Here is a 19,990-nt window from a genome sequence, read left to right as displayed (position 1 = left end):
TTGCTCCTTGCGACATATTTAACGGAGCCTGAGCCAGCGATGCTGCTACGAACTATTTCCATCAAAAATACAGAGCAGGAAGTGCTGAACGGCGCGGTGCTCTGTAGCTTTGCAATCCCTATGCTAAAGCATAATTTTCTGGCTTATAGCTTGAATGAGGGGGCTGAAGTTGGAGAATCGCGAGTTTATATGGCGATGCTGAATAAGGCGGGGCCGAGTTATTCACTGGGTTCGATTGAGACCGAGGAAGATTGGCGTCAGGTTATTCAAGTCTTCAAGGAAATAGTCACTCACGCGAGCCTGCCTGAGGGGCGGCAGCAAGGTGCTGGTGGTAGTACTGATATTCCTTACCATCTGATTGACCTTAAGGATTGTGTGATACCGACAGGGAGTCTATCGGATCATCGTTCACTCACTATCAAGAAAAATTTAGTGATGAAACTTATCTCGTCAGAAGCCTCGGTTGCTTGTCTGCCTGCAATTGACAGCGCTGAACTCGGCGCTCCTGTGCTTGGTGTCTCCATTTCGATGACTTCTCAAAATACTCCTGGTGCACAGGTTGCCTCGGAATGTATCGATGAGATTGCTGATTCGAATGGGCGCCGCTCGTCAGGAACCGTTGAGGGTCTTGAAGGCGATGCATTCGATGATGTTCCATCCGGATTTGCTCCGATTGGCGATCCAGAGGAACTATCTGAAGAAGCTGAGACTGATGTAGGGGAGGCTCTTGCTGATGCTTCATTATTTACCGAGAGTTTTCAACACGACGTGACCGAAATGTCGACTGCGAATACCGAAAAACATGTCGGCTCATCTGAAATCGATGCCCCCTTGTCTGGCCATTTGACACCTGAGGTTGCCGCTGACCAGTCTGCCAACTCGGAGGTCGACATTGGACGCTTGTCCCAAGGTATACAGAACACATTGGCTGGCTTGGCGGAGGTGGTTCGCGATTTGGCTTCGGAGGAAGAAATGGAATTAATCCAGAGTAATGAGTACGACCTGTCGATATCTGACAGTGTTCCAACTTTGATGGATCGGCAGGTTCAGGTCACCGCAGATGTCGATCAATCTGCTCAATTCGCAGGGGATGTAATACCAGATGAGTTGGTTGATTGCCCAATTCCCTTAGAAAACTCATTGGATGAAACGCAGTTTCTGATAGCGACGCTTCCTGAGGCTGAAGCTGCACTTCAGGGGGCGGATACCGATCATTTGCTTCTTGATGTGGAGAGCACTTTGTCGAGTCTTGCACTTATGGCGCAAGAGTTGACGCAACAAAAATTGGCTGCGGTGAAACAACAGGAAGCTTTGGAAGTTTTGAAGGAACAGTTGCAAGAGCGAGAACGTAAGCTTCATGAAAAAGATGAGCACCTGCGCCAGCTCCAAAGCCAGCTTCAACAAGAGAAGATCGCGATCGATAAGTCCGCTGAGCACAATTCCCGAGTGATTGCAGAACGCAGTGCTGCACTTCAACAGCTGGCTGAAAGTGTAGAGTCCAGAGAGCGAAGCGTTGCCCGGCGCTCTGAATTAATGCAGCTCGAGCAGCAACGTCTTGATGAGGTTTCTGCTAAGCAAAGTATCCGCGCAGCCGAACTGGAAAAGAGAGACGTCGGGATTCAGCAAAAAAATGCGGAGCTGGTGGAAAGGCTAACGCAGTTGTCCAGCACCCGTAAGAAGCTCAGCAATATTGTAAAGGGCTTCAATGAGACGGTGACCTTCAATAACAACCTGCATAGCATATCCAGTACATTGCTCAACGATGACGAGTAAAGCACTTTTGCTGGAATTTCTCTTTTAGTGTGTTGGGTATTTTAATAAAGGCAGTACTTGACCTGTATGAAAAGGCGGAGAGTGTAGTCAGGCGGGGCAAACTGGAGAGATCCGATGGGGGGCGTATCCGGTTTTAGATTATGTGCATTCTGATGCGGATTCGCGCATGGGTTTGATGCCCACTGGCCAAGCACGACCGCTGTTTCGTACAACGCCCGAGCGGTGGTGCTATCGGCCTGCTCATTCTGGATAGAGCATCCTCGGGAAGGGGTGCTGTCGGCGGGGTTATCTCGCTTAGAATTGGTTCTAAAGGTCTCGATTCAACCATAATGCTGAACTGCTCATAAGGCGATGCATTGGGGGTAACCAATTGAGTACCAAGCTCATTACGCAGGAAGGTTTCGAGGCTCTGAAAAACGAACTGGATTACCTGTGGCGGGAGAAACGTCCGGATGTGACACAGAAAGTCACTTGGGCGGCCTCCCTGGGGGACAGGAGTGAAAATGCGGATTATCAGTACAACAAGAAACTCCTGAGGGAAATTGATCGTCGGGTTCGCTACCTGCGCAAGCGACTCGAAGACATGAAGGTCGTGTCTTACTCGCCGGAACAGGAGGGGCGGGTTTTCTTCGGTGCCTGGGTTGACATCGAGAATGAAGAGGGCGAAACCAAGCGTTTCCGTATCGTCGGTTACGACGAGATATACGGGCAGAAGGATTACATCTCCATCGATTCGCCCATGGCCCGGGCGCTCTTGAAGAAAGAAGTCGGCGACGAGGCGATAGTGCAGACGCCCGGTGGAGAAATGTGCTGGTGGATCAATCAGATCGAATACGTGAAATGACCTGCCTGCGAGAGGCTTACCCCTCGCGCAGCACTGTCAGTGGGCTGGCATTCAATGCCCGGCGCGTTCCATAGACACCGGCACCACCGATCAGCAGGGCACCGATCACAGGCAGGAGCAGCAGCCAGGGATGTGGATGCCAGGGGAGGTCGAAGGCAAACCGATACAACACCAGGCTCACCAATTCGGATCCCAATGCGGCCAGTAGCCCGCTGACGGCTCCCAGCAACCCGAACTCGATACGTCGGGCCTTGACCAGTAATTGTCGTTCCGCTCCCAGCGCCCGTAGCAGGGCGCCCTGGCGAATACGCTCGTCCAGGGTGGCTTGCAATCCGGAAAACAGCACGGCCATGCCGGCGGCGAGTACAAACAACAGCACGTATTCCACGGCCAGGGTGACCTGGGCCAGGATGCTGCGCAGTTGTTCGAGCAAGGCCTCCACTTGCAGGATGGTTACTGCCGGGAAGGCCCTGGACAACTCGACCACCTGCTGGTCGTGACCCGCAGCCAGATAGAAGCTGGTCAGGTAAGTGGCAGGCAGGTCCCGCAGCGTGCCGGGCTGAAAGATCATGAAAAAGTTGGGTTGGAAATTGTCCCAGTTGATTTCCCGCAGGCTGGTCACCCTGGCCTCGCGATTGACGCCGCCGATGCTGAACGTCATCTGGTCGCCAAGTTTGAGTTTCAGGCTTTCGGCCACCTGGGCCTCGACCGAGACGCCAGGCAAGTCCCCTTCGGGCTGTTGCGCCCACCACGAGCCGCTGGTGATCTGATTGCCTGCTGGCAGATCCGCAGCCCAGGTCAGGCTCAAATCCCGCTGCACGGCGCGGTCACCACTGGAGTCCTTGCTGACGATTTCCCGGACCGGTTCGCCGTTGATGCTGATCAGCCGCCCTGGCACTACCGGATACAGCGGCGCGGAGGGGGCGGAAAGCGCCACCAGCTTGTCGGTGAAGGCCTGCTTGTCTGCTGGCAGGATATTCAGGGCGAAATAGTTCGGAGCGTTTTTGGGCAACTGGTTTTGCCAGGTGTCGAGCAGCTCTCCACGCAACAGCGCAATCAAGGCCATCGACAGCAGGATCAAGCCGAAGGCCAGGGATTGCCCGGCAGCAGCCAAGGGATGTCGCAGCAACTGGCCCAACCCCAGGCGCCATGGCAGCGACGCCTTGGCCAGCAAACGACGCAGGCTCCGCAGGGCCAGCAGCAGTAAGCCACCCAGGACCAGGGCGGCAATGACGCCGCCGCCGAGCAAGGCGAAGGTCAGCAGCAGATCCAGGCTCAGGCGCCACATGATCAGGCCCAGGGCCAGCAAGGCGGCGCCATACACCATCCATGTGCTTGGGGGGATCGGCAGCAGGTCACGACGCAACACCCGCAAGGGCGGGACACGCCCCAATGCTGCCAAGGGCGGCAGGGCGAAACCTCCAAGCGCCACCAGGCCGGTACCAATACCGGCCACGGCAGGGAGTAATCCGCCGGGAGGCACATCGGTTGGCAGCAGGTCATGCAGCAGGTAAAACAGCCCAAGCTGGGCGAGCCAGCCAAGCAGCGCGCCGACGATGCTGGCCAGGATGCCGAGCAGGGCCAGTTGCAGGGTGAACAGCAGCATGGTTTCCCGGCGGGACAGACCCAGGCAGCGCAGCAGCGCGCTGGCGTCGAAGCGGCGGGAGGCGAAGCGCGTAGCGGACAGGGCAACTGCCACGCCTGCCAGCAGCACCGCCACCAGACTGGCCATGTTCAGATAGCGTTCGGCCTTGCCCAGCGCTCCGCCGATCTGACGGTTGCCATCTCGGGCATCCTGCAGGCGCTGATTGGCCGCCAGGCCCGGCTTGATCAATTGACGATAGGTTTCCAGGGCGCTTCCCGATCCGCGCCAGAGCTCCTTGTAACTGACCCGGCTGCCCGGTTGCACCACGCCGGTGGCGTTCAGGTCTCTCAGGTTGATCAGTACCCTGGGGGTCAGGCTATAGAAGTTGCCGGCGCGATCCGGTTCGTAAGTCAGTACTCGGCTCAGGCGTAGGGTTTTCATCCCGACGTCGATGCTGTCGCCGATTTTCAGGTCCAGAGCGGTCAACAATCGGGCTTCGACCCAGGCTTCGCCTGGTTGTGGACCGCCGCCGATTTCTTCTGCTGCATAGGGGGCCGGGGCGCTTTTCAGCTGGCCGCGCAGTGGGTAGGCGTCGTCCGCGGCCTTGATACTGGAAAGCTGAATGCCATTGTCGGTGGCGATCACACTGGAGAACTCCACCACCTGCGCATGTTGCAGGCCTAGTTCCCGACCGCTTTGGATCTGTTCGGGCCTTGCTGGAGAGCTGCTTTCAAGCAGCAGGTCCGCGCCGAGAAACTCCGTGGCGCGCAACAGCATCGCGCCGTTGAGGCGTGCACCGAAATAGCCGATGGCGGTGCTGGCGGCTACCGCCACCACCAGGGCGAAGAACAATACCCGCAGTTCTCCGGCGCGGGCGTCGCGCAGAAGTTGGCGAACGGCAAGGCTGAACAGGCGCAACAGCGGCAGGCGTGCCATCAAGGCTCCAGGGGGGCGACCAACAGGCCGGCTTCAAGGCGGATCAGGCGCCGGCAACGATGGGCCAGGCGTTCATCGTGAGTGACCAGGACCAGAGTCGTGCCGCTTTCCTTGTTCAGATCGAACAGCAGGTCGCTGATGCGCTCGCCGGTGTGGCTGTCGAGGTTGCCGGTCGGCTCGTCGGCGAACAGCACGTCAGGTTCGGCGGCGAAGGCGCGGGCGATGGCCACCCGCTGTTGTTCGCCGCCGGAGAGCTGGCGAGGCGAGTGGCTCAGGCGTTGCCCGAGCCCGACGCGCTGGAGCAGTTCGGTCGCACGCTCGCGGGCATCCCGGCGGCCGTCCAGTTCCATGGGCAGCATGACGTTCTCCAGGGCATTGAGGCTGTCGAGCAGTTGGAACGACTGGAAGACGAAGCCTACATGTTCGGCGCGGATTCGGGCGCGCTGGTCTTCGTCCAAGGTGCCGAGGCTGCGACCGGCGAGGGTGACCTCACCGCTGCTGGGCAGGTCGAGCCCGGCCAGCAGGCCGAGCAGGGTGGATTTTCCGGAGCCGGAACTGCCGACGATGGCCAGGCTGTCGCCTTTGTTCAGTTCCAGGCTGAGTTCGTGCAGGATGGTCAGTTCACCTTCCGCGCTGGGAACCACTTTGCTAAGGTTCCGCGCAGTGAGAATGCTTGCGCCCATGGAGAATCCGATGCGTGTGTGGTTTTTGAGTGCTGGCCTGGCCTTGATGTGCATGGCCCAGAACGCAGCGGCGGGTACAGTCCTGATCGTTGGCGATAGTATCAGCGCGGCTTTCGGCCTGGATACCCGGCAGGGGTGGGTGGCATTGCTCGAGCAGCGGCTCAAGAGCGAAGGTTTCGACGATAAGGTGGTCAATGCTTCCATCAGCGGCGATACCAGCGCAGGTGGCCAGGCGCGGCTGCCGGCGCTGCTTGCAGAGCACAAGCCGGAGCTGGTGATTCTCGAGTTGGGCGGCAACGATGGCTTGCGCGGGCAGCTGCCCACGCAATTGCAACAAAATCTTGCTTCGATGATCGACAGCTCCAAGGCCAGTGGTGCCAGGGTGCTGTTGCTTGGCATGCAACTGCCACCCAATTACGGCGTGCGTTATACCCAGGCGTTTGCCGAGGTGTACAGCACGCTCGCGAATGAAAAAAACGTAGCGCTGGTGCCGTTTTTTCTGGAAGGGGTCGGCGGTAATCCCGAGCTGATGCAGGCCGATGGCATCCACCCCGCGGTCGCTGCTCAGGGCAAGTTGCTGGAAAATGTCTGGCCGACGCTAAAACCGCTGCTTTGACGCTTTTCTAGCGGCAGTGTTTCGGCTAATGTGGCGCCCCCGATTTGGAGCCCCCGATGCCGCGTCCCGCCTGGTCCCTGTTTGCCTACCAACTGATCGAGCCTGACGAACAGCTCGACCTGTTCGCCTGCCAGGAAGTCCGGGTGCATCTGGTGACGCGTCAGCTGGAGTTGGGGGGCTCTGCCGATCGCACGTTGTGCGGCACCTTGCTGCCCGCGCAACCGCGCTGGTCGAGTGTCGACCGGACCATTTTCCAGGACCAGCGTCTGTGTCCGTTGTGCCGGGCGATCCTAGAATCGCAAAAGCGCGGCACGCCACCGATCTGGCCAGAGTTGCGTTTTGAGCTGTAAGGCAGCAAGTTCTCGCCCGGCTCCCTTCTTGCGCTGATGCAGCTGTCGCTCCCGCAGCCAAGGGGGCGGGTGTACAATCATTTTTTTACTCGTTGATCATGCGAAGGATTTTCCGGATGTTGCCGCGCTTTCCTGTCGTCACCCGTTGCCTGACGCTTGCCGCCTTCTGTGTGGCCGGCCCTGTTGCCGCATTGGAACTGCCTCTACCTCCACCGGGCGAAGATATCGTCGGTCAGGTACAGGTGATCAAGGCCAAGTACGAAGACACCTTTGCCGACCTGGGCACGACCTACGACTTGGGCTATTACGAGATGGTCGCGGCCAACCCGGGAGTCGATCCCTGGTTGCCGGGTGCGGGCACCGAAGTGGTGTTGCCGACGCGCTTTATCCTGCCGCCGGGACCTCGTGAAGGCATCGTGATCAACCTGGCTGAGTATCGCCTGTACTACTACCCGAAAGGGCGGAATGTGGTGTACACCTTCCCCCTGGGTATCGGCCGGGAAGGCTGGGGATCGCCGATCGCCCATACCAGCATTGTCGCCAAGACCCCGAATCCGACTTGGACTCCGCCTGCCTCGATCAAGGCCGAGCACGCCGCCGACGGTGACCCGCTACCGAACGTGGTGCCGGCAGGGCCGGACAATCCGTTGGGACCATTCAAGTTCACCCTGGGCACACCGGGCTACCTGATCCACGGTTCGAACAAGAAGTTCGGTATCGGCATGCGCACCAGCCACGGCTGCTTCCGGATGTTCAACAACAACGTCCTGGAAATGGCGAGCATGGTGCCGGTGGGGACATCGGTGCGTATCCTCAACGATCCGTACAAGTTTGGTATCAGCGCCGGCAAAGTCTATCTGGAGGCTCACACGCCGCTGGATGACAAGGGCAATCCGTCGGTCGTGGACAAGCACACCGCGGTGATCAACGCCTTGCTCAAGCGTGAAGACCTGGCCAATAACTTGCGGATGAACTGGGATGTGGTGCGCGACGTGGTGGCGGCCGAAGACGGTTTACCCGTAGAGATTGCCATACCGACCAATGCACCTGTGGTATCTGCGGTGCCTATCGATATGCAGCAGTAACGGCTGGAGCAGCAACCCGTCGACGCTTCAGGGCGTCGACGGGTTTTTTATTGCCGCAAGAAAACCCGGGCAATAAAAAAGCCGACCCAATAAATGGGTCGGCTCGATAACAATCCCGAGGGATTATTACTTGCGGCTAGCTTTTTCCAGCATACGCAGAGCACGCTCGTTAGCTTCGTCAGCAGTCTGTTGTGCTTTTTGAGCAGCAGCCAGAGCTTCATCAGCTTTACGGTAGGCTTCGTCTGCACGAGCCTGGGCGCGAGCTGCTGCGTCTTCAGTTGCAGTCAGACGAGCTTCGGTTTCTTTGGATACGCTGCTGCAACCGGTAGCCAGAACTGCGGCCAGAGCCAGAGCAGAGAATTTCAGAACGTTGTTCATCGTGTTCCCCTTCAAGGACTTTCTATTAAGTAGCTATCTCATCCGAGTGATGAAATGGCCGGCGTACATACTACCCATTACTTGTAGTAAGTAAACTGACGTAGCGCAAGAAGCAAAAAAAATTCTAGGCGTTGAATCTTTTTCGAGCAACTTTTTATCGATTTGTATAAAAAATATGCAACCTTGTCACCCTGTTGGGAGGTTGCGCTTGTTAAGCGTATCTGCCCTAGAGCCCCCTTGCACGGAGTTTGCGGAGTGTAGGCTAGAGTCTATCTATATCGACTCGTCTACACTTTTGTTCAGAATCTGTGGGGCGCCTCACGCATCTTTGTCCATGTTGAGGTGACTTTAAATGGGTGGGTTCGTCTTAAATCTCAACATCCGGCGATGTTCAGGTTGTTGATCATCAGGCGGTTTGATCGAGCGCTTTGCATGTAGCTGGGAACAGGTCCGGGGAAGCACCGACATCAAACTGGCCTGATGCCAGCAGCTTGGACGCAAGCGTCCCTTGAGCATTGGTGCCAATGGTGCCTACTATTTGAAACGTGCTCAGTCATGCGAGAGCGACAAGCTCTCCTCGGTGTCCAGACAGGCACGGGGTGGCGTAGTTGTTCCTTCGCCGGAAAAACATCGGTAAGGTAGGGGTCAGAATCCAAGACCCGCGAGGAGTAGTGATGAGCGAGGCGTTGTCCATCCACCATGACCAGGCTGGTCATCAATTCGAGACCAATGTGGACGGTCATCGTGCCTACCTGACCTATATGGACCTGGGTAAGCAGACCCTGGATATTTATCGGACGTTCGTGCCTAACGCGCTGCGCGGCCGTGGTATTGCCGCGGCACTGACCGAACAGGCGTTGGAATATGCTGACCGCATGGGTTACACGGTAATTCCGTCGTGCTCATATGTGGAGCGCTATATGGAGCGCCATCAGCGCCACGCCGCGAAACTCTGAGCGGGGACACCAAGAAAAACGCCGGGCTTGGCCCGGCGTTTTTGTGTCTGCGATACGGGGTCAGGTGCGAACCCGTTTTGGCAGGACGTCCTTGAGCTTGGCGTGCATGCTGCGCAAGGTTTTCTCGGTGCTTTCCCAATCGATGCAGGCATCGGTGATCGACACGCCATATTGCAGTTCGGCCAGGTCCTTGGGAATTGCCTGGCAACCCCAGTTCAGATGGCTTTCGACCATCAGGCCGATGATCGATTGGTTGCCTTCGAGAATCTGGTTGGCCACGTTCTCCATTACCAGTGGCTGCAAGGCCGGGTCCTTGTTGGAGTTGGCGTGACTGCAGTCGACCATGATGTTCGGCTTGATCTTCGCCTTGTTCAGCGCCTGCTCGCAGAGGGCGACGCTAACCGAGTCATAGTTCGGCTTGCCATTGCCTCCACGCAGAACCACGTGACCGTAGGCATTGCCCTTGGTGGTGACGATGGATACGCCGCCTTCCTGGTTGATACCGAGGAAGCGGTGAGGGCTGGAAACCGATTGCAGGGCGTTGATGGCAACGGTCAGGCCGCCGTCGGTGCCGTTCTTGAAACCTACTGCCGAGGACAGGCCGGAAGCCATCTCGCGGTGGGTCTGGGATTCGGTGGTACGCGCACCGATCGCCGACCAGCTGATCAGGTCCTGCAGGTATTGCGGGGAGATCGGGTCCAGCGCTTCGGTGGCAGTCGGCAGGCCCATCTCGGCCAGGTCCAGTAGCAGTTGGCGACCGATGTGCAGACCGTCCTGGATCTTGAACGAGTCATCCAGGTACGGGTCGTTGATCAGGCCTTTCCAGCCAACGGTGGTCCGCGGTTTCTCGAAGTACACGCGCATCACCAGGTAAAGGGTGTCGGAGACTTCGGCGGCCAGGACTTTCAGGCGCTCGGCATACTCGTGGGCAGCCTTGATGTCGTGGATCGAGCAAGGGCCGATGACGACGAACAGGCGGTGGTCGGTGCCATCGAGAATATTGCGGATCACTTCGCGCCCCTTGGTCACGGTGCGCAGCGCGGCGTCGCTCAGCGGGATGTCACGCTTGAGCTGGTCGGGAGTGATCAGGGTTTCGTTGGAGGCGACGTTAAGGTCGTTGATCGGTAAATCAGCCATCGTGTTACTCGTCAGGTCACGGGTGCCGGCCGCCAGCGATCCCCCGCGCGGCGGTGCACAGCGGATTTAAGCGCGTCGGGGAGCCGAACCTTAGCGCGTTACACTGGGGCTCGACAATGGGCAGAGGCGGGTTTAACCCAGCGCTGGCTGCATAAAAGCCTGGTGAACCCGGTCATGGGAGAACTCGGCGGCGTGCTGTTCGACCCATTGCTGGGCCAGGGTTTCGATCTGTCGCTGCTCAGCCTGGGGCTCATGCAGATGGCAGTAGTGGGCGATCTGGCACACCTGCTCACTCATCCGGGCACGGAACAGGGTCTGTTCGTCGATGAAGGCGATCCCCACCAGATAGCCTCGCTTGCGTCGCAGGCACCAGGCCACATAGCCGTTGTAGCGGGCGTTTTCACCCAGCGTGGGGATGCAGATTTCCAGTGCAGTGCCGCGGCGCCAGGCGCGGTGATAATTGCAAGCCATGCCGCCGAGGCTGATAGTGTGCAACCGTTGACGCGAAATGCATGCGTGCTCGCGTAAGGTCAGCTCAACCGGAACATCGTCAGGATGAGGAATGAAACGTCCCATGAACGCGGACTCCGAGTGTCGGCTATGTGACATTGTTTCCCCCAGTATAGTGGTCGAATTGGAGCTGACTGATTTCGATGTCGATCAGCGGCTGTTGGCGATGAGCGGTGTCTCGCTGGTGGTATTTACCAGCGTCGGTTGCGCCAGTTGTCGCTGGGCCCGGCAGCAGTTGCCCGGCTTCGATCTGCCGATCGAGCGGTTGTGCTGGATCGATGCGGGAAACAATGGCGGCGCAGTCGAGCGTTATCAGGTGTTTCACTTGCCGGCACTGTTCGTGGTGCGCGACGGTGAGTTTTATGGGGCCTTGCAGTCGCGCCTGACACCCGGCGAGCTCAGTGAGCGACTGGCACAGGCGCTGAATCGAATTCCAGAGGAGTTGCCTTGATGGATGCAGTCCACACGCCGCGAATCGGCATTATCGGTACCGGAGCGATCGGTGGTTTCTACGGGATGCTGCTGGCGCGAGCCGGCCTGGATGTGCATTTCCTGCTGCGCAGCGAATTCGCTGCGGTCACCGAGCATGGTTTGCAACTGCATAGCGCGGTGCATGGTGAGCTGACCCTGAACCCGGTCCAGGCCTATGCCAGTGCCGAAGACATGCCACCCTGCGATTGGCTGTTGGTGGGGGCCAAGACCACCAGCAACGCCGAGCTGGCTCCGGCGATTCTTCGCGCGGCGGTTCCCGGCGCCAAGGTGCTGTTGCTGCAGAATGGCCTGGATGTGGAAGATGGCTTGCGCAGTCTGCTTCCCGATTCGCTGCACCTGTTGGGCGGCCTGTGTTTTATCTGCGTGCACCGTGCCGGGCCAGGAGTGATCGAGCATCAGGCGCTGGGCGCGGTGCACCTGGGTTATCACAGCGGCCCGGCCGCGCAGGACGAATCGCAGCGCCAGGCAATAGTGGAAGAGGGCGCCGCGCTGTTCCGCAAGGCCGGTATCGGCTCCCAGGCCATGACCAACCTGCAGCAGGCGCGCTGGCAGAAACTGGTGTGGAATGTGCCGTACAACGGTTTGTCGGTATTGCTCAACGCCAGCACCACACCGCTGATGGCCGATGCCGACAGCCGCGAGCTGATTCAGGCCTTGATGCGTGAAGTGGTGCAAGGCGCTCTGGCTTGTGGTCACAGCATGCCGGACGGCTATGCTGAGCACTTGTTCAAGGTGACCGAGAGCATGCCGGACTATTGGCCGAGCATGTACCACGACTACCAGCACAAGCGTGCGCTGGAGTTGTCGGCCATCTACGCCGCGCCATTGGCCGCGGCCAAGGCGGCGGGATGCGAGCTGCCGAAAATGGAAGCCTTGTATCAGGCGTTGAGTTTTATCGACCGGCATAACGGTTGATCGCAGCATCGGGGAGATGCGATATGGCAAAGGGCTTGGACGGTAAATTGGTGGTGGCGATTTCATCGCGGGCCCTGTTCGATCTCAGCGAAAGCCATAAGGTCTATCTGGCCGAGGGGGTCGAGGCCTACCGCAAGTATCAGATCGATCACGAGGAGGAATCCCTCGAACCGGGCGATGCTTTCCCCCTGGTGAAAAAACTCTTGAGCCTCAATGCCAGCCTCGGCCGGGCGCGGGTCGAGGTGGTGCTGGTGTCGCGTAACAGTGCCGACACGGGGCTGCGGGTTTTCAACTCGATCCAGCATTACGGCCTGGATATTTCCCGGGCCGCTTTTGTCGGTGGGCGCAGCCCTTATCCCTATCTCGCGGCCTTTGGCTGCGACCTGTTTCTTTCCACCCACCCCGAAGATGTGCGCAACGCACTGGACGCCGGGTTCGCCGCAGCGACCATTCTTTCCGGTGGCGCCCGACGCGCCGCCAGCGCCGAACTGCGGATCGCCTTCGACGGTGACGCCGTGCTGTTTTCCGATGAGTCGGAGCGGGTCTATCAGCTTGGTGGCCTGGAAGCCTTCCAGGCCAAGGAGCGTGAGTCCGCTCGCGAGCCGTTGCGTGGTGGGCCGTTCAAAGGCTTCCTCGCCGCGCTCAATCTGTTGCAGCGCGAATTTCCCGACGATGGTTGTCCGATCCGTACCGCCCTGGTGACGGCACGTTCGGCACCGGCCCATGAGCGGGTAATCCGCACCTTGCGCGAATGGGATATCCGCCTGGACGAATCGTTGTTCCTGGGCGGCCTGGAGAAGGCTGCCTTTCTCGAAGCCTTCGCCGCCGATGTGTTCTTCGACGATCAGGCGGGCCATTGTGAACTGGCTCGCGAAGTGGTCGCCACCGGCCATGTACCCCATGGCATCAGCAACGAAACCAAGGTTTAGCTCAATGTTCACGGGCTTGCGCGGGACGTCGTAGTCGCCTTGGCACTGCTAAGCTGAATCAATCTCCGCCATATTGGCAGTCGAGGAGGTCATATGATTCGTTCGATGCTGTATGCCACTGACCTCGGTCTGTATGCGCCCTACGTGATGCAACATGCCCTGGAGCTGGCTCGAACATTCAATGCCGACTTGCACGTGGTTCATGCGGTGGAGCCCATGGGGCTGTTTGCCGAATCGGTGTTGCAGAGTTATCTCGACGAACAGGCCCTGAATGAGTTTCACAGTCAGGGCCTGAGCACGGTGATGGCGAATATCGAGCAACGGGTACTCGACAGCTTTCGCGAAGAGTTGGGGGAAGGCATGCAGGATCTCGCGCTGATTCAGTCGGTCCGGGTTTTTCAAGGGGACCCCTCGCACGTCATTCTCGAACAGGCATCGAAACTCTCTGTGGATTTGTTGATCGTAGGAAGTCACAGCCATGGGGCGGGCGGTGAAACTCCATTGGGCAGGACGGCCGCGAGGGTACTGCAACTGGCCAAGGTTCCGGTTTACCTGGTGCCCTTGGTACAGCGTCGGCGGCTCGGAGATATCTGACGCGGTGATTGGAATTTTCTTAATAATAGTTCTAGATTTATTCTTCGAACCATTAATATAGTTATATACCGTCGCTGATGCCCGTGGCGTCTACCTGCTTTGAGGGATTCATATGAAGCTTCAACAATTGCGCTACATCTGGGAAGTGGCGCACCACGACCTCAACGTCTCCGCTACAGCCCAAAGCCTTTATACTTCGCAACCGGGTATCAGCAAGCAGATCCGCCTGCTCGAGGACGAGCTGGGGGTCGAGGTATTCGCTCGTAGCGGCAAGCACCTGACTCGCGTCACACCGGCTGGCGAACGCATCATCACCACCGCTGGCGAGATCCTGCGCAAGGTCGAAAGCATCAAGCAGATCGCCCAGGAATTCTCCAACGAGAAGAAGGGCACCCTGTCGATCGCCACCACCCACACCCAGGCCCGTTATGCCTTGCCGCCGGTGATCAGCAGCTTCATCAAGCAGTACCCGGATGTGGCGCTGCACATGCATCAGGGCTCGCCGATGCAGATCGCCGAAATGGCTGCCGATGGCACCGTCGACTTCGCCATCGCCACCGAAGCGCTGGAGCTGTTCGGCGATCTGGTGATGATGCCGTGCTACCGCTGGAATCGTTGCGTGGTGGTACCACAGGGCCATCCGCTGACCAAGCTGCCGAAGCTGACCCTGGAAACCCTCGCCGAATACCCGATCGTGACTTACGTGTTCGGTTTCACCGGCCGTTCCAAGCTCGACGAAGCCTTCAGCCATCGCGGCCTGACCCCTAAGGTGGTATTCACCGCCGCCGACGCCGACGTGATCAAGACCTATGTACGCCTGGGCCTGGGTGTGGGCATCGTTGCCAAGATGGCGGTCGATACCAAGCTGGACAGCGACCTGGTGGTATTGGATGCCAGCGAACTGTTCGAGTCGAGCATCACCAAGATCGGTTTCCGTCGCGGCACTTTCCTGCGTGGCTTCATGTGCGACTTCATCGAGAAGTTCGCGCCGCACCTGACACGCGAAGTGATGGCCAAGGCCATTCAGTGCCACAACAAGCAGGAGCTCGAAGAGCTGTTCGACGGCGTCGAACTGCCTGTCCACTAAGTCGGGCTTACTTGACCTCGGTGACAGCGAACTGTTGCCGAGCGCCCGCGACCACGATCTCCAGCTTATCCCCCTCGAACTTGCCCAGCAGGCCTTTGCCCAGCGGTGAACGAGGGGTGATGACGGTCACCGGTTGCCCCACCACCTCGACCTTGAGTCCCGCCCCATCCGGTGCCAGGAACAGCCATTGTTCGTGGCCGTTCTCGTCCTCGAGCCCCAACAGGGCACCGACCTGGATGCCGATCTGCTCGTCGTACGGGCGCAGGGTCAGGTTCTGGCAGAGCGTCAGCGCCTGGCGAATTTCCTCGACGCGCCTGGCCTGGCCGGCGGCGAGATAGGACGCCTCCAGCCCCAGGGTGTCGTACTTGTTTTCGGCAATATTCTCTTCGTGGGTCGCCGCCTCATAGGCGGTTTGCGCCGCACGCTGGGCGATCTCCAGATCGCCGCGGAGCTTGTCGAGAATCAGTTGGTGGACCGTAGGCTTGTGCATGGTCAGGTTCATGCTCAATCGCAGAATTGCAGGACGTTGGCCCGGCTCTTTTCGCTCGGCGCCGTCTGGTCCTGCTGCAGCCAGAACTGGCATTTCGGGTTGGACTGGTTGCGCAGGTTGCTGCGTGCATTATCCAGTGCCTGCTGCTGTTCGTTCTTGCGCAGGTTTTCCTGGTATTGCTCGAACATCCGGTTGGATGCAGCCGACTCCGTGCCGGGTGGTTTGGCCAGCTGTTGCACGGCCTGGGCGACGGGCGCCAACTGCTGGTCGAACAGAAAGCGCCAGGCCAGCCAGCAGGTCAGGGCGATTGCCAGAAAACCCAGCCACAATCCCAGGGCAATGCTGCCACTGAGCTGAAGTGCGTTTACGCTGATACGTAATGATCGACGGGGTGTCGGGCGATAGGGCATGGCGCCTCCTGGCAGGCGGTGTCGGCAAGTTGCGATTGTCGCACGAAGATTATCGGCGTTGGCTCTTCTGTCTGTAGCCATTTATGCGGACAATCGGCGCTTTTGCCAAACGGAGCCCGGAATGAAAGCCTCCTGGGATATTTTCTGCAGCGTCGTCGACAACTACGGCGATATCGGCGTGACCTGGCGGCTGGCCCGGCAACTGGTGGCCGAGCATCAGTGCAGGGTGCGGCTGTGGGTGGATGACCTGCGGGCCTTCGAGCGTTTGTGTCCGCCGATCGATGTCGCATTGCCTCAGCAGTGGCAGGAAGGCGTCGATGTGCGCCACTGGCCGGCCGAGTGGTCGCCGGTGGCGGCTGCCGACGTAGTGATCGCGGCCTTTGCCTGCCAGTTGCCACCGGTTTATATGGAGGCGATGGCCGAACGTGAACAGCCCCCTTTGTGGCTGAACCTCGATTACCTCAGCGCCGAGGCCTGGGTGACCGGTTGCCACGGTCTGCCTTCGGTGAAGTTCAAGGGCGTGCAGAAGTATTTCTTTTTCCCCGGGTTTCAAGTCGGCACCGGCGGGTTGCTGCGTGAGGCCGGATTGTTGGAGCGGCGCAGGGCGTTTCAACAGGATCCGCAGGCCCGGCAAGGCTTCCTTGAAGGGCTCGGTGTATTTGCCGCACCCGACGCCCGCCTTATTTCGCTGTTCGCTTATGAGAACGCCGGCCTGGCCAGTTGGCTGCAAGCGCTGGCCGCCGACTCGCGGGCGACCCATCTGTTGGTCCCCGAAGGTCGGATCCTGGGTGACGTGCAAAGCTGGCTGGGTGTCGAGGCGCTGGCGGCAGGTGCCGTGCAAGTGCGGGGCGCTCTGACGGTACAGGTACTGCCGTTCGTCCGGCAGGAGGAATACGACCAGCTCCTGTGGGCCTGCGATTTCAACGCGGTACGCGGCGAGGATTCATTTGTGCGTGCGCAATGGGCCGGCCGGCCGATGCTCTGGCACATTTATCAACAGGACGAAGACATCCACCTGGACAAGCTCGACGCCTTTCTCGAGCTTTATACACAGGGGCTGTCGCCAGAGGCCAAGGCGGCGCTGATCGACCTGTGGCGGGCCTGGAATGCCGGGGGCGAGATGGCCCAAGGCTGGAAAAAATTGCTGGAACACTGGCCGGAAGTGGCCGCTCACGCCGAAAAGTGGTGTCTGGAACAGGGCTCGCAGCCCGATCTTGCTGCGGCGCTGGTGCAGTTTTACCTAAATTGGATATGATACGCGGCCTAGATTTTTGTAAATCCCATCCAAATTCGGATATTCGCAATGAAAACTGGTAAAGAACTCAAACCCGGTACCGTGATCCGTATCGACAACGATCCTTGGCTGGTTCAGAAAGCTGAATTCACCAAGTCCGGTCGTAACAGCGCGATCATGAAGACCAAGCTGAAGAACCTGCTGACCGGTTACAAGACCGAAACCGTCTACGGTGCGGACGACAAGCTGGACGACGTGATCCTGGATCGCAAAGAAGCGACCCTGTCGTTCATCAGCGGTGACACCTACACGTTCATGGACACCACTGACTACACCATGTACGAGCTGAACGCCGAAGACATCGAAGCCGTTCTGCCGTTCATCGAAGAAGGCATGACCGACGTTTGCGAAGCCGTGTTCTTCGAAGACCGTCTGGTTTCCGTTGACCTGCCGACCACCATCGTGCGCCAGGTTGACTACACCGAAGGTTCCGCTCGCGGCGACACTTCGGGCAAGGTGATGAAGCCTGCCAAACTGAAAAACGGTACCGAGCTGAGCGTTGCCGATTTCGTTGAAATCGGCGACTGGATCGAGATCGACACTCGCGACGGCGGTTCCTACAAAGGCCGCGCCAAGGTTTAAGCTTCTGCTTGAATCCTTAGCCACAAAAAAGCCCGACCATCGAGTCGGGCTTTTTTGTGGCCGAAGATCAGTGACAGCCTTACTTCAGGTGTTGCTTGAGCTCTTCACTGGCCTGCAGCAGCGCCGAGCGCACCGCGGGTACCTGGCTGACCACGTTGAGCAGGCCATAGTCGTGGATCATCCCGTTGTAGCGCACCGAGGTCACGCTCACGCCGGCTTCGTCCAGCTTGCGGGCATAGGCTTCGCCTTCGTCGCGCAGCACATCGGCACCGGCCGTCTGGATCAGCGCGGGTGGCAGGCCCTTGAGCTGGGCGCTGGTGGCGCGCAGCGGCGAGGCGTAGATCTCGTTACGCTGCCGGGCATCGGTGGTGTAGTTGTCCCAGAACCACTTCATCATGTTTTTGCTGAGGAAGTGCCCCTCGGCATACTGGTTGTACGACGCTGTCTCGAAATTCGCGTCGGTCACCGGCCACAGCAGTAGCTGGAACCGGATCGCCGGCGTGCCCTTGTCCTTGGCCATCAGGCTGACCACCGCCGCCATGTTGCCGCCGACGCTGTTGCCGGCAACCGCCAGGCGCTTGCCATCGACGTTGATTTCCTGGCCATGCTCGGCCACCCATCGGGTCGCCGCGTAAGCCTGATTGATCGCCACCGGGTAATGAGCTTCCGGAGACGGCGTGTAGTTGACGAACACCGCCGCCGCCCCGGAGCCCACCACCAGGTCCCGCACCAGCCGCTCGTGGGTCGGGAAGTCGCCCAGCACCCAGCCGCCGCCGTGGAAAAACATGAACACTGGCAACGTGCCTTTCACCCCGGCCGGCCGGACGATGGTCAGGCTGATGGCCTGGCCGTCGACCTTGATGGTCTTCTGGCTGACATCCGCCTTGGGCAGCGTCAGCTTGACCCCGGCCTGGGCACCGACCAGAACGGCCCGGGCCTCTTTTGGCGTCATCTGTTCCATCGGCTTGCCGCTGCCGGCGTTCAAGGCGTCGAGGAACGCCCGGGTGTTGTGTTCGACCCCGCCTTCGGCGAAGGCCGTGTTGATGGACAGGGCGAGAAGGCTACCGGTCAAGACCTTGCTGAAAGTGTTCATGTTCGTCTCCTGGGCGGTGCGGGCGCTGGTGCGCAGCTGGGTTAGACAGTCACGTGCAGACGTACGTCGACGTTACCGCGGGTGGCGTTGGAGTAAGGGCAGACCTGGTGAGCCGCTTCGACCAGGGATTGCGCATCGCTCTGTTCAAGACCCGGCAGACTGATGTGCAGGTCGATGTCCAGGCCGAAGCCGCCAGGGATCTGGCCGATGCCGACGTGGGCGGTGATCGAGGCGTTGTCCGGGATCTTGCGTTTGCTCTGGCTGGCGACGAATTTCAGGGCGCCGATAAAGCAGGCGGAGTAGCCGGCGGCGAAGAGTTGTTCAGGATTGGTCGCCTGGCCGCCGGCACCACCGAGTTCTTTGGGGGTGGAGAGCTTGACGTCGAGGATGTTGTCGCTGGAGACGGCGCGGCCATCACGGCCACCGGTTGCGGTTGCGACTGCGGTATAGAGAGTTTGCATGGTGTGAGCCTCTTGGGTTTCGAAGTTTTGCGCTAAATGTTTGCGCACTAAGTAAGTGCGAAATAAATGTATCGCTCAAATATTTTGTGCGCAAGATAAATTTTGAAAAAAACTCGAAAACATTTACCAGTAGCCCGTTACTTTTGGCTAAGTTAATGATTTTAATGATATTTTCATCGATAATTTTTTTCATCGACACGCTGTTGGCGGTGTCGAAACAGAAGGGATCGCGAGCAAGCGCTGCAGAGGAGGGCAGGGCGTGCTCGCGAGAGCGCCGTTAAAGGCTGTCTTGCAGATGGCCGCGCAGGTTCAGCAGGTCGGCCTGCAGTTTGCGCAGTTGCTCCAGGGTCAGGCCGCTGGCGCCGAGGATGCATTGGGGAACGCCGCGCGCCCGATCATAGAGGGCCCGGCCTTGCTCGGTCAGCTCGATGATCACCACCCGTTCGTCTTCGCGGCTGCGGGTCCGGCTCAGCAGGCCCTCGGCCTCCAGGCGCTTGAGCAAGGGCGTCAATGAGCCAGGGTCGGTCAGCAGGCGGTTGCTGATTTCGCCGACGGTCAGGCCGTCCTGCTCCCAGAGCACCATCATTGCCAGGTACTGGGGATAAGTCAGGCCCAGCTCCTGCAGCAGTGGTTTATAGACTTTGGTCATCAGCAGCGAAGTCGAGTGCAGGGCGAAACACAGCTGGTTATCCAGCAGCAGATCGTCGCATTTTTCCGGGGTGGAGCCTTTGGTGTTCATGGTCGGACCTTGATCGATACTCGCCCTGAATCTAGCGGGCAAATCTTTAAT

General features: G+C 59.1%; 23 protein-coding genes. 13 read left to right on the top strand and 10 right to left on the bottom strand.

Annotated elements, in window-relative coordinates; translation table 11 throughout:
- Positions 1–39: 39 nt before the first annotated feature.
- Positions 40–1,773: a hypothetical protein gene (locus IF690_RS20810; RefSeq protein ID WP_202697191.1), complete on the top strand. Its 1,734-nt coding sequence runs from the start codon at positions 40–42 to the stop codon at positions 1,771–1,773.
- Between the two features lie 370 nt (positions 1,774–2,143).
- Positions 2,144–2,617 (top strand): transcription elongation factor GreB, encoded by a 474-nt coding sequence (greB, locus tag IF690_RS20805; protein ID WP_009044968.1) that lies wholly within the window; start codon positions 2,144–2,146, stop codon positions 2,615–2,617.
- Positions 2,618–2,633: 16 nt separating this feature from the next.
- Here the strand turns inward: greB and IF690_RS20800 are convergent, their stop codons facing one another.
- Complete coding sequence (locus IF690_RS20800) at positions 2,634–5,138, bottom strand: ABC transporter permease (RefSeq protein WP_202697190.1); 2,505 nt, start codon at positions 5,136–5,138, stop codon at positions 2,634–2,636.
- The gene (locus IF690_RS20795) at positions 5,138–5,821 is read right to left on the bottom strand and encodes an ABC transporter ATP-binding protein (RefSeq protein ID WP_007931376.1); all 684 of its coding nucleotides are present in this window, start codon (positions 5,819–5,821) and stop codon (positions 5,138–5,140) included. Before IF690_RS20795 ends, IF690_RS20800 begins: the two co-directional genes overlap by 1 nt.
- Before the next feature lie 10 nt (positions 5,822–5,831).
- Here IF690_RS20795 and IF690_RS20790 point away from each other — a divergent pair, with 10 nt between their 5' ends.
- The 3 genes from IF690_RS20790 to IF690_RS20780 all read left to right on the top strand — a co-directional run bounded on the left by IF690_RS20790 (position 5,832) and on the right by IF690_RS20780 (position 7,872).
- Entirely contained in the window at positions 5,832–6,437 is a 606-nt protein-coding gene (locus IF690_RS20790; RefSeq protein WP_202701660.1) for an arylesterase, read from the top strand.
- Positions 6,438–6,493: 56 nt separating this feature from the next.
- A complete protein-coding gene (locus tag IF690_RS20785) occupies positions 6,494–6,787 on the top strand; it encodes a hypothetical protein (RefSeq protein ID WP_007931378.1) in 294 nt (97 codons plus the stop codon).
- A gap of 116 nt (positions 6,788–6,903) precedes the next feature.
- The gene (locus IF690_RS20780; protein WP_009044964.1) at positions 6,904–7,872 is read left to right on the top strand and encodes a L,D-transpeptidase family protein; all 969 of its coding nucleotides are present in this window, start codon (positions 6,904–6,906) and stop codon (positions 7,870–7,872) included.
- A gap of 126 nt (positions 7,873–7,998) precedes the next feature.
- Here IF690_RS20780 and oprI read toward each other — a convergent pair whose 3' ends face one another.
- Positions 7,999–8,250: an outer membrane lipoprotei OprI gene (oprI, locus tag IF690_RS20775; RefSeq protein ID WP_003448337.1), complete on the bottom strand. Its 252-nt coding sequence runs from the start codon at positions 8,248–8,250 to the stop codon at positions 7,999–8,001.
- A gap of 674 nt (positions 8,251–8,924) precedes the next feature.
- Between oprI and IF690_RS20770 the strand changes: the two genes are divergently transcribed.
- Positions 8,925–9,206 (top strand): GNAT family N-acetyltransferase, encoded by a 282-nt coding sequence (locus IF690_RS20770; RefSeq protein WP_007931380.1) that lies wholly within the window; start codon positions 8,925–8,927, stop codon positions 9,204–9,206.
- A 60-nt stretch (positions 9,207–9,266) separates the two neighbouring features.
- On the opposite strand, the gene IF690_RS20765 is transcribed toward IF690_RS20770, so the two are convergent.
- Positions 9,267–10,343 carry a 3-deoxy-7-phosphoheptulonate synthase gene (locus IF690_RS20765; protein WP_009044963.1) on the bottom strand — a complete coding sequence of 359 codons (1,077 nt, stop codon included), beginning with the start codon at positions 10,341–10,343 and terminating at the stop codon, positions 9,267–9,269.
- 132 nt (positions 10,344–10,475) lie between these two features.
- The gene (locus IF690_RS20760; RefSeq protein WP_202697189.1) at positions 10,476–10,919 is read right to left on the bottom strand and encodes a PilZ domain-containing protein; all 444 of its coding nucleotides are present in this window, start codon (positions 10,917–10,919) and stop codon (positions 10,476–10,478) included.
- On the opposite strand from IF690_RS20760, the gene IF690_RS20755 reads away from it, so the two are divergent.
- The 5 genes from IF690_RS20755 (at position 10,918) to cysB (ending at position 14,870) form a co-directional block, all read left to right on the top strand.
- Positions 10,918–11,304, top strand: coding sequence for a thioredoxin family protein (locus tag IF690_RS20755; RefSeq protein WP_202697188.1), 387 nt, complete (start codon positions 10,918–10,920; stop codon positions 11,302–11,304). The two genes, IF690_RS20760 and IF690_RS20755, sit on opposite strands and share 2 nt — an antisense overlap.
- A complete protein-coding gene (locus IF690_RS20750; protein WP_202697187.1) occupies positions 11,304–12,260 on the top strand; it encodes a putative 2-dehydropantoate 2-reductase in 957 nt (318 codons plus the stop codon). The genes IF690_RS20755 and IF690_RS20750 overlap by 1 nt, the downstream gene beginning before the upstream one ends.
- A 23-nt stretch (positions 12,261–12,283) precedes the next feature.
- Positions 12,284–13,189 (top strand): 5'-nucleotidase, encoded by a 906-nt coding sequence (locus IF690_RS20745; protein ID WP_202697186.1) that lies wholly within the window; start codon positions 12,284–12,286, stop codon positions 13,187–13,189.
- Between the two features lie 93 nt (positions 13,190–13,282).
- Positions 13,283–13,783, top strand: a complete 501-nt coding sequence (locus tag IF690_RS20740) for a universal stress protein (RefSeq protein ID WP_023966282.1) — start codon at positions 13,283–13,285, stop codon at positions 13,781–13,783.
- A gap of 112 nt (positions 13,784–13,895) precedes the next feature.
- Complete coding sequence (gene cysB / locus IF690_RS20735; protein WP_007931387.1) at positions 13,896–14,870, top strand: HTH-type transcriptional regulator CysB; 975 nt, start codon at positions 13,896–13,898, stop codon at positions 14,868–14,870.
- Between the two features lie 7 nt (positions 14,871–14,877).
- On the opposite strand, the gene IF690_RS20730 is transcribed toward cysB, so the two are convergent.
- Positions 14,878–15,360 (bottom strand): GreA/GreB family elongation factor, encoded by a 483-nt coding sequence (locus IF690_RS20730; protein WP_202697185.1) that lies wholly within the window; start codon positions 15,358–15,360, stop codon positions 14,878–14,880.
- Positions 15,361–15,374: 14 nt separating this feature from the next.
- Positions 15,375–15,770, bottom strand: a complete 396-nt coding sequence (locus tag IF690_RS20725; protein ID WP_202697184.1) for a hypothetical protein — start codon at positions 15,768–15,770, stop codon at positions 15,375–15,377.
- Between the two features lie 121 nt (positions 15,771–15,891).
- On the opposite strand from IF690_RS20725, the gene earP reads away from it, so the two are divergent.
- Together earP and IF690_RS20715 are read left to right on the top strand one after the other, a co-directional pair.
- Positions 15,892–17,025, top strand: a complete 1,134-nt coding sequence (gene earP / locus IF690_RS20720) for an elongation factor P maturation arginine rhamnosyltransferase EarP (protein ID WP_202701658.1) — start codon at positions 15,892–15,894, stop codon at positions 17,023–17,025.
- A 48-nt stretch (positions 17,026–17,073) separates the two neighbouring features.
- Positions 17,074–17,646: an elongation factor P gene (locus tag IF690_RS20715; protein ID WP_023966275.1), complete on the top strand. Its 573-nt coding sequence runs from the start codon at positions 17,074–17,076 to the stop codon at positions 17,644–17,646.
- Between the two features lie 79 nt (positions 17,647–17,725).
- On the opposite strand, the gene IF690_RS20710 is transcribed toward IF690_RS20715, so the two are convergent.
- From IF690_RS20710 to IF690_RS20700, 3 genes are all read right to left on the bottom strand, one after another.
- The gene (locus tag IF690_RS20710; RefSeq protein ID WP_202697183.1) at positions 17,726–18,739 is read right to left on the bottom strand and encodes an alpha/beta hydrolase; all 1,014 of its coding nucleotides are present in this window, start codon (positions 18,737–18,739) and stop codon (positions 17,726–17,728) included.
- A 41-nt stretch (positions 18,740–18,780) separates the two neighbouring features.
- Entirely contained in the window at positions 18,781–19,200 is a 420-nt protein-coding gene (locus tag IF690_RS20705; protein WP_009044954.1) for an organic hydroperoxide resistance protein, read from the bottom strand.
- Between the two features lie 277 nt (positions 19,201–19,477).
- The gene (locus IF690_RS20700) at positions 19,478–19,939 is read right to left on the bottom strand and encodes a MarR family winged helix-turn-helix transcriptional regulator (protein WP_202697182.1); all 462 of its coding nucleotides are present in this window, start codon (positions 19,937–19,939) and stop codon (positions 19,478–19,480) included.
- Between the last annotated feature and the right edge of the window lie 51 nt (positions 19,940–19,990).

Origin of the sequence: Pseudomonas sp. SK3(2021) (assembly GCF_016772375.1) — a bacterium.
Taxonomy (GTDB): Bacteria; Pseudomonadota; Gammaproteobacteria; order Pseudomonadales; family Pseudomonadaceae; genus Aquipseudomonas; species Aquipseudomonas chlororaphis_I.
Note: the sequence above shows the minus strand (reverse complement) of the source record. Positions and strands in the feature narration are given on the sequence as shown.

Bases quoted from the DNA above. Each gene is read 5' to 3' on its own strand.
- cysB (WP_007931387.1), top strand. From the start codon at position 13,896: ATGAAGCTTCAACAATTGCGCTACATCTGGGAAGTGGCGCACCACGAC.
- IF690_RS20755 (WP_202697188.1), top strand. From the start codon at position 10,918: ATGAACGCGGACTCCGAGTGTCGGCTATGTGACATTGTTTCCCCCAGT.
- IF690_RS20790 (WP_202701660.1), top strand. From the start codon at position 5,832: ATGCGTGTGTGGTTTTTGAGTGCTGGCCTGGCCTTGATGTGCATGGCC.
- IF690_RS20730 (WP_202697185.1), bottom strand. From the start codon at position 15,360: ATGCACAAGCCTACGGTCCACCAACTGATTCTCGACAAGCTCCGCGGC.
- IF690_RS20780 (WP_009044964.1), top strand. From the start codon at position 6,904: ATGTTGCCGCGCTTTCCTGTCGTCACCCGTTGCCTGACGCTTGCCGCC.
- earP (WP_202701658.1), top strand. From the start codon at position 15,892: ATGAAAGCCTCCTGGGATATTTTCTGCAGCGTCGTCGACAACTACGGC.
- IF690_RS20740 (WP_023966282.1), top strand. From the start codon at position 13,283: ATGATTCGTTCGATGCTGTATGCCACTGACCTCGGTCTGTATGCGCCC.
- IF690_RS20785 (WP_007931378.1), top strand. From the start codon at position 6,494: ATGCCGCGTCCCGCCTGGTCCCTGTTTGCCTACCAACTGATCGAGCCT.
- IF690_RS20795 (WP_007931376.1), bottom strand. From the start codon at position 5,821: ATGGGCGCAAGCATTCTCACTGCGCGGAACCTTAGCAAAGTGGTTCCC.
- IF690_RS20710 (WP_202697183.1), bottom strand. From the start codon at position 18,739: ATGAACACTTTCAGCAAGGTCTTGACCGGTAGCCTTCTCGCCCTGTCC.
- IF690_RS20800 (WP_202697190.1), bottom strand. From the start codon at position 5,138: ATGGCACGCCTGCCGCTGTTGCGCCTGTTCAGCCTTGCCGTTCGCCAA.
- IF690_RS20705 (WP_009044954.1), bottom strand. From the start codon at position 19,200: ATGCAAACTCTCTATACCGCAGTCGCAACCGCAACCGGTGGCCGTGAT.
- IF690_RS20715 (WP_023966275.1), top strand. From the start codon at position 17,074: ATGAAAACTGGTAAAGAACTCAAACCCGGTACCGTGATCCGTATCGAC.
- IF690_RS20765 (WP_009044963.1), bottom strand. From the start codon at position 10,343: ATGGCTGATTTACCGATCAACGACCTTAACGTCGCCTCCAACGAAACC.
- IF690_RS20750 (WP_202697187.1), top strand. From the start codon at position 11,304: ATGGATGCAGTCCACACGCCGCGAATCGGCATTATCGGTACCGGAGCG.
- IF690_RS20745 (WP_202697186.1), top strand. From the start codon at position 12,284: ATGGCAAAGGGCTTGGACGGTAAATTGGTGGTGGCGATTTCATCGCGG.
- oprI (WP_003448337.1), bottom strand. From the start codon at position 8,250: ATGAACAACGTTCTGAAATTCTCTGCTCTGGCTCTGGCCGCAGTTCTG.
- IF690_RS20725 (WP_202697184.1), bottom strand. From the start codon at position 15,770: ATGCCCTATCGCCCGACACCCCGTCGATCATTACGTATCAGCGTAAAC.
- IF690_RS20810 (WP_202697191.1), top strand. From the start codon at position 40: ATGCTGCTACGAACTATTTCCATCAAAAATACAGAGCAGGAAGTGCTG.
- IF690_RS20770 (WP_007931380.1), top strand. From the start codon at position 8,925: ATGAGCGAGGCGTTGTCCATCCACCATGACCAGGCTGGTCATCAATTC.
- IF690_RS20700 (WP_202697182.1), bottom strand. From the start codon at position 19,939: ATGAACACCAAAGGCTCCACCCCGGAAAAATGCGACGATCTGCTGCTG.
- IF690_RS20760 (WP_202697189.1), bottom strand. From the start codon at position 10,919: ATGGGACGTTTCATTCCTCATCCTGACGATGTTCCGGTTGAGCTGACC.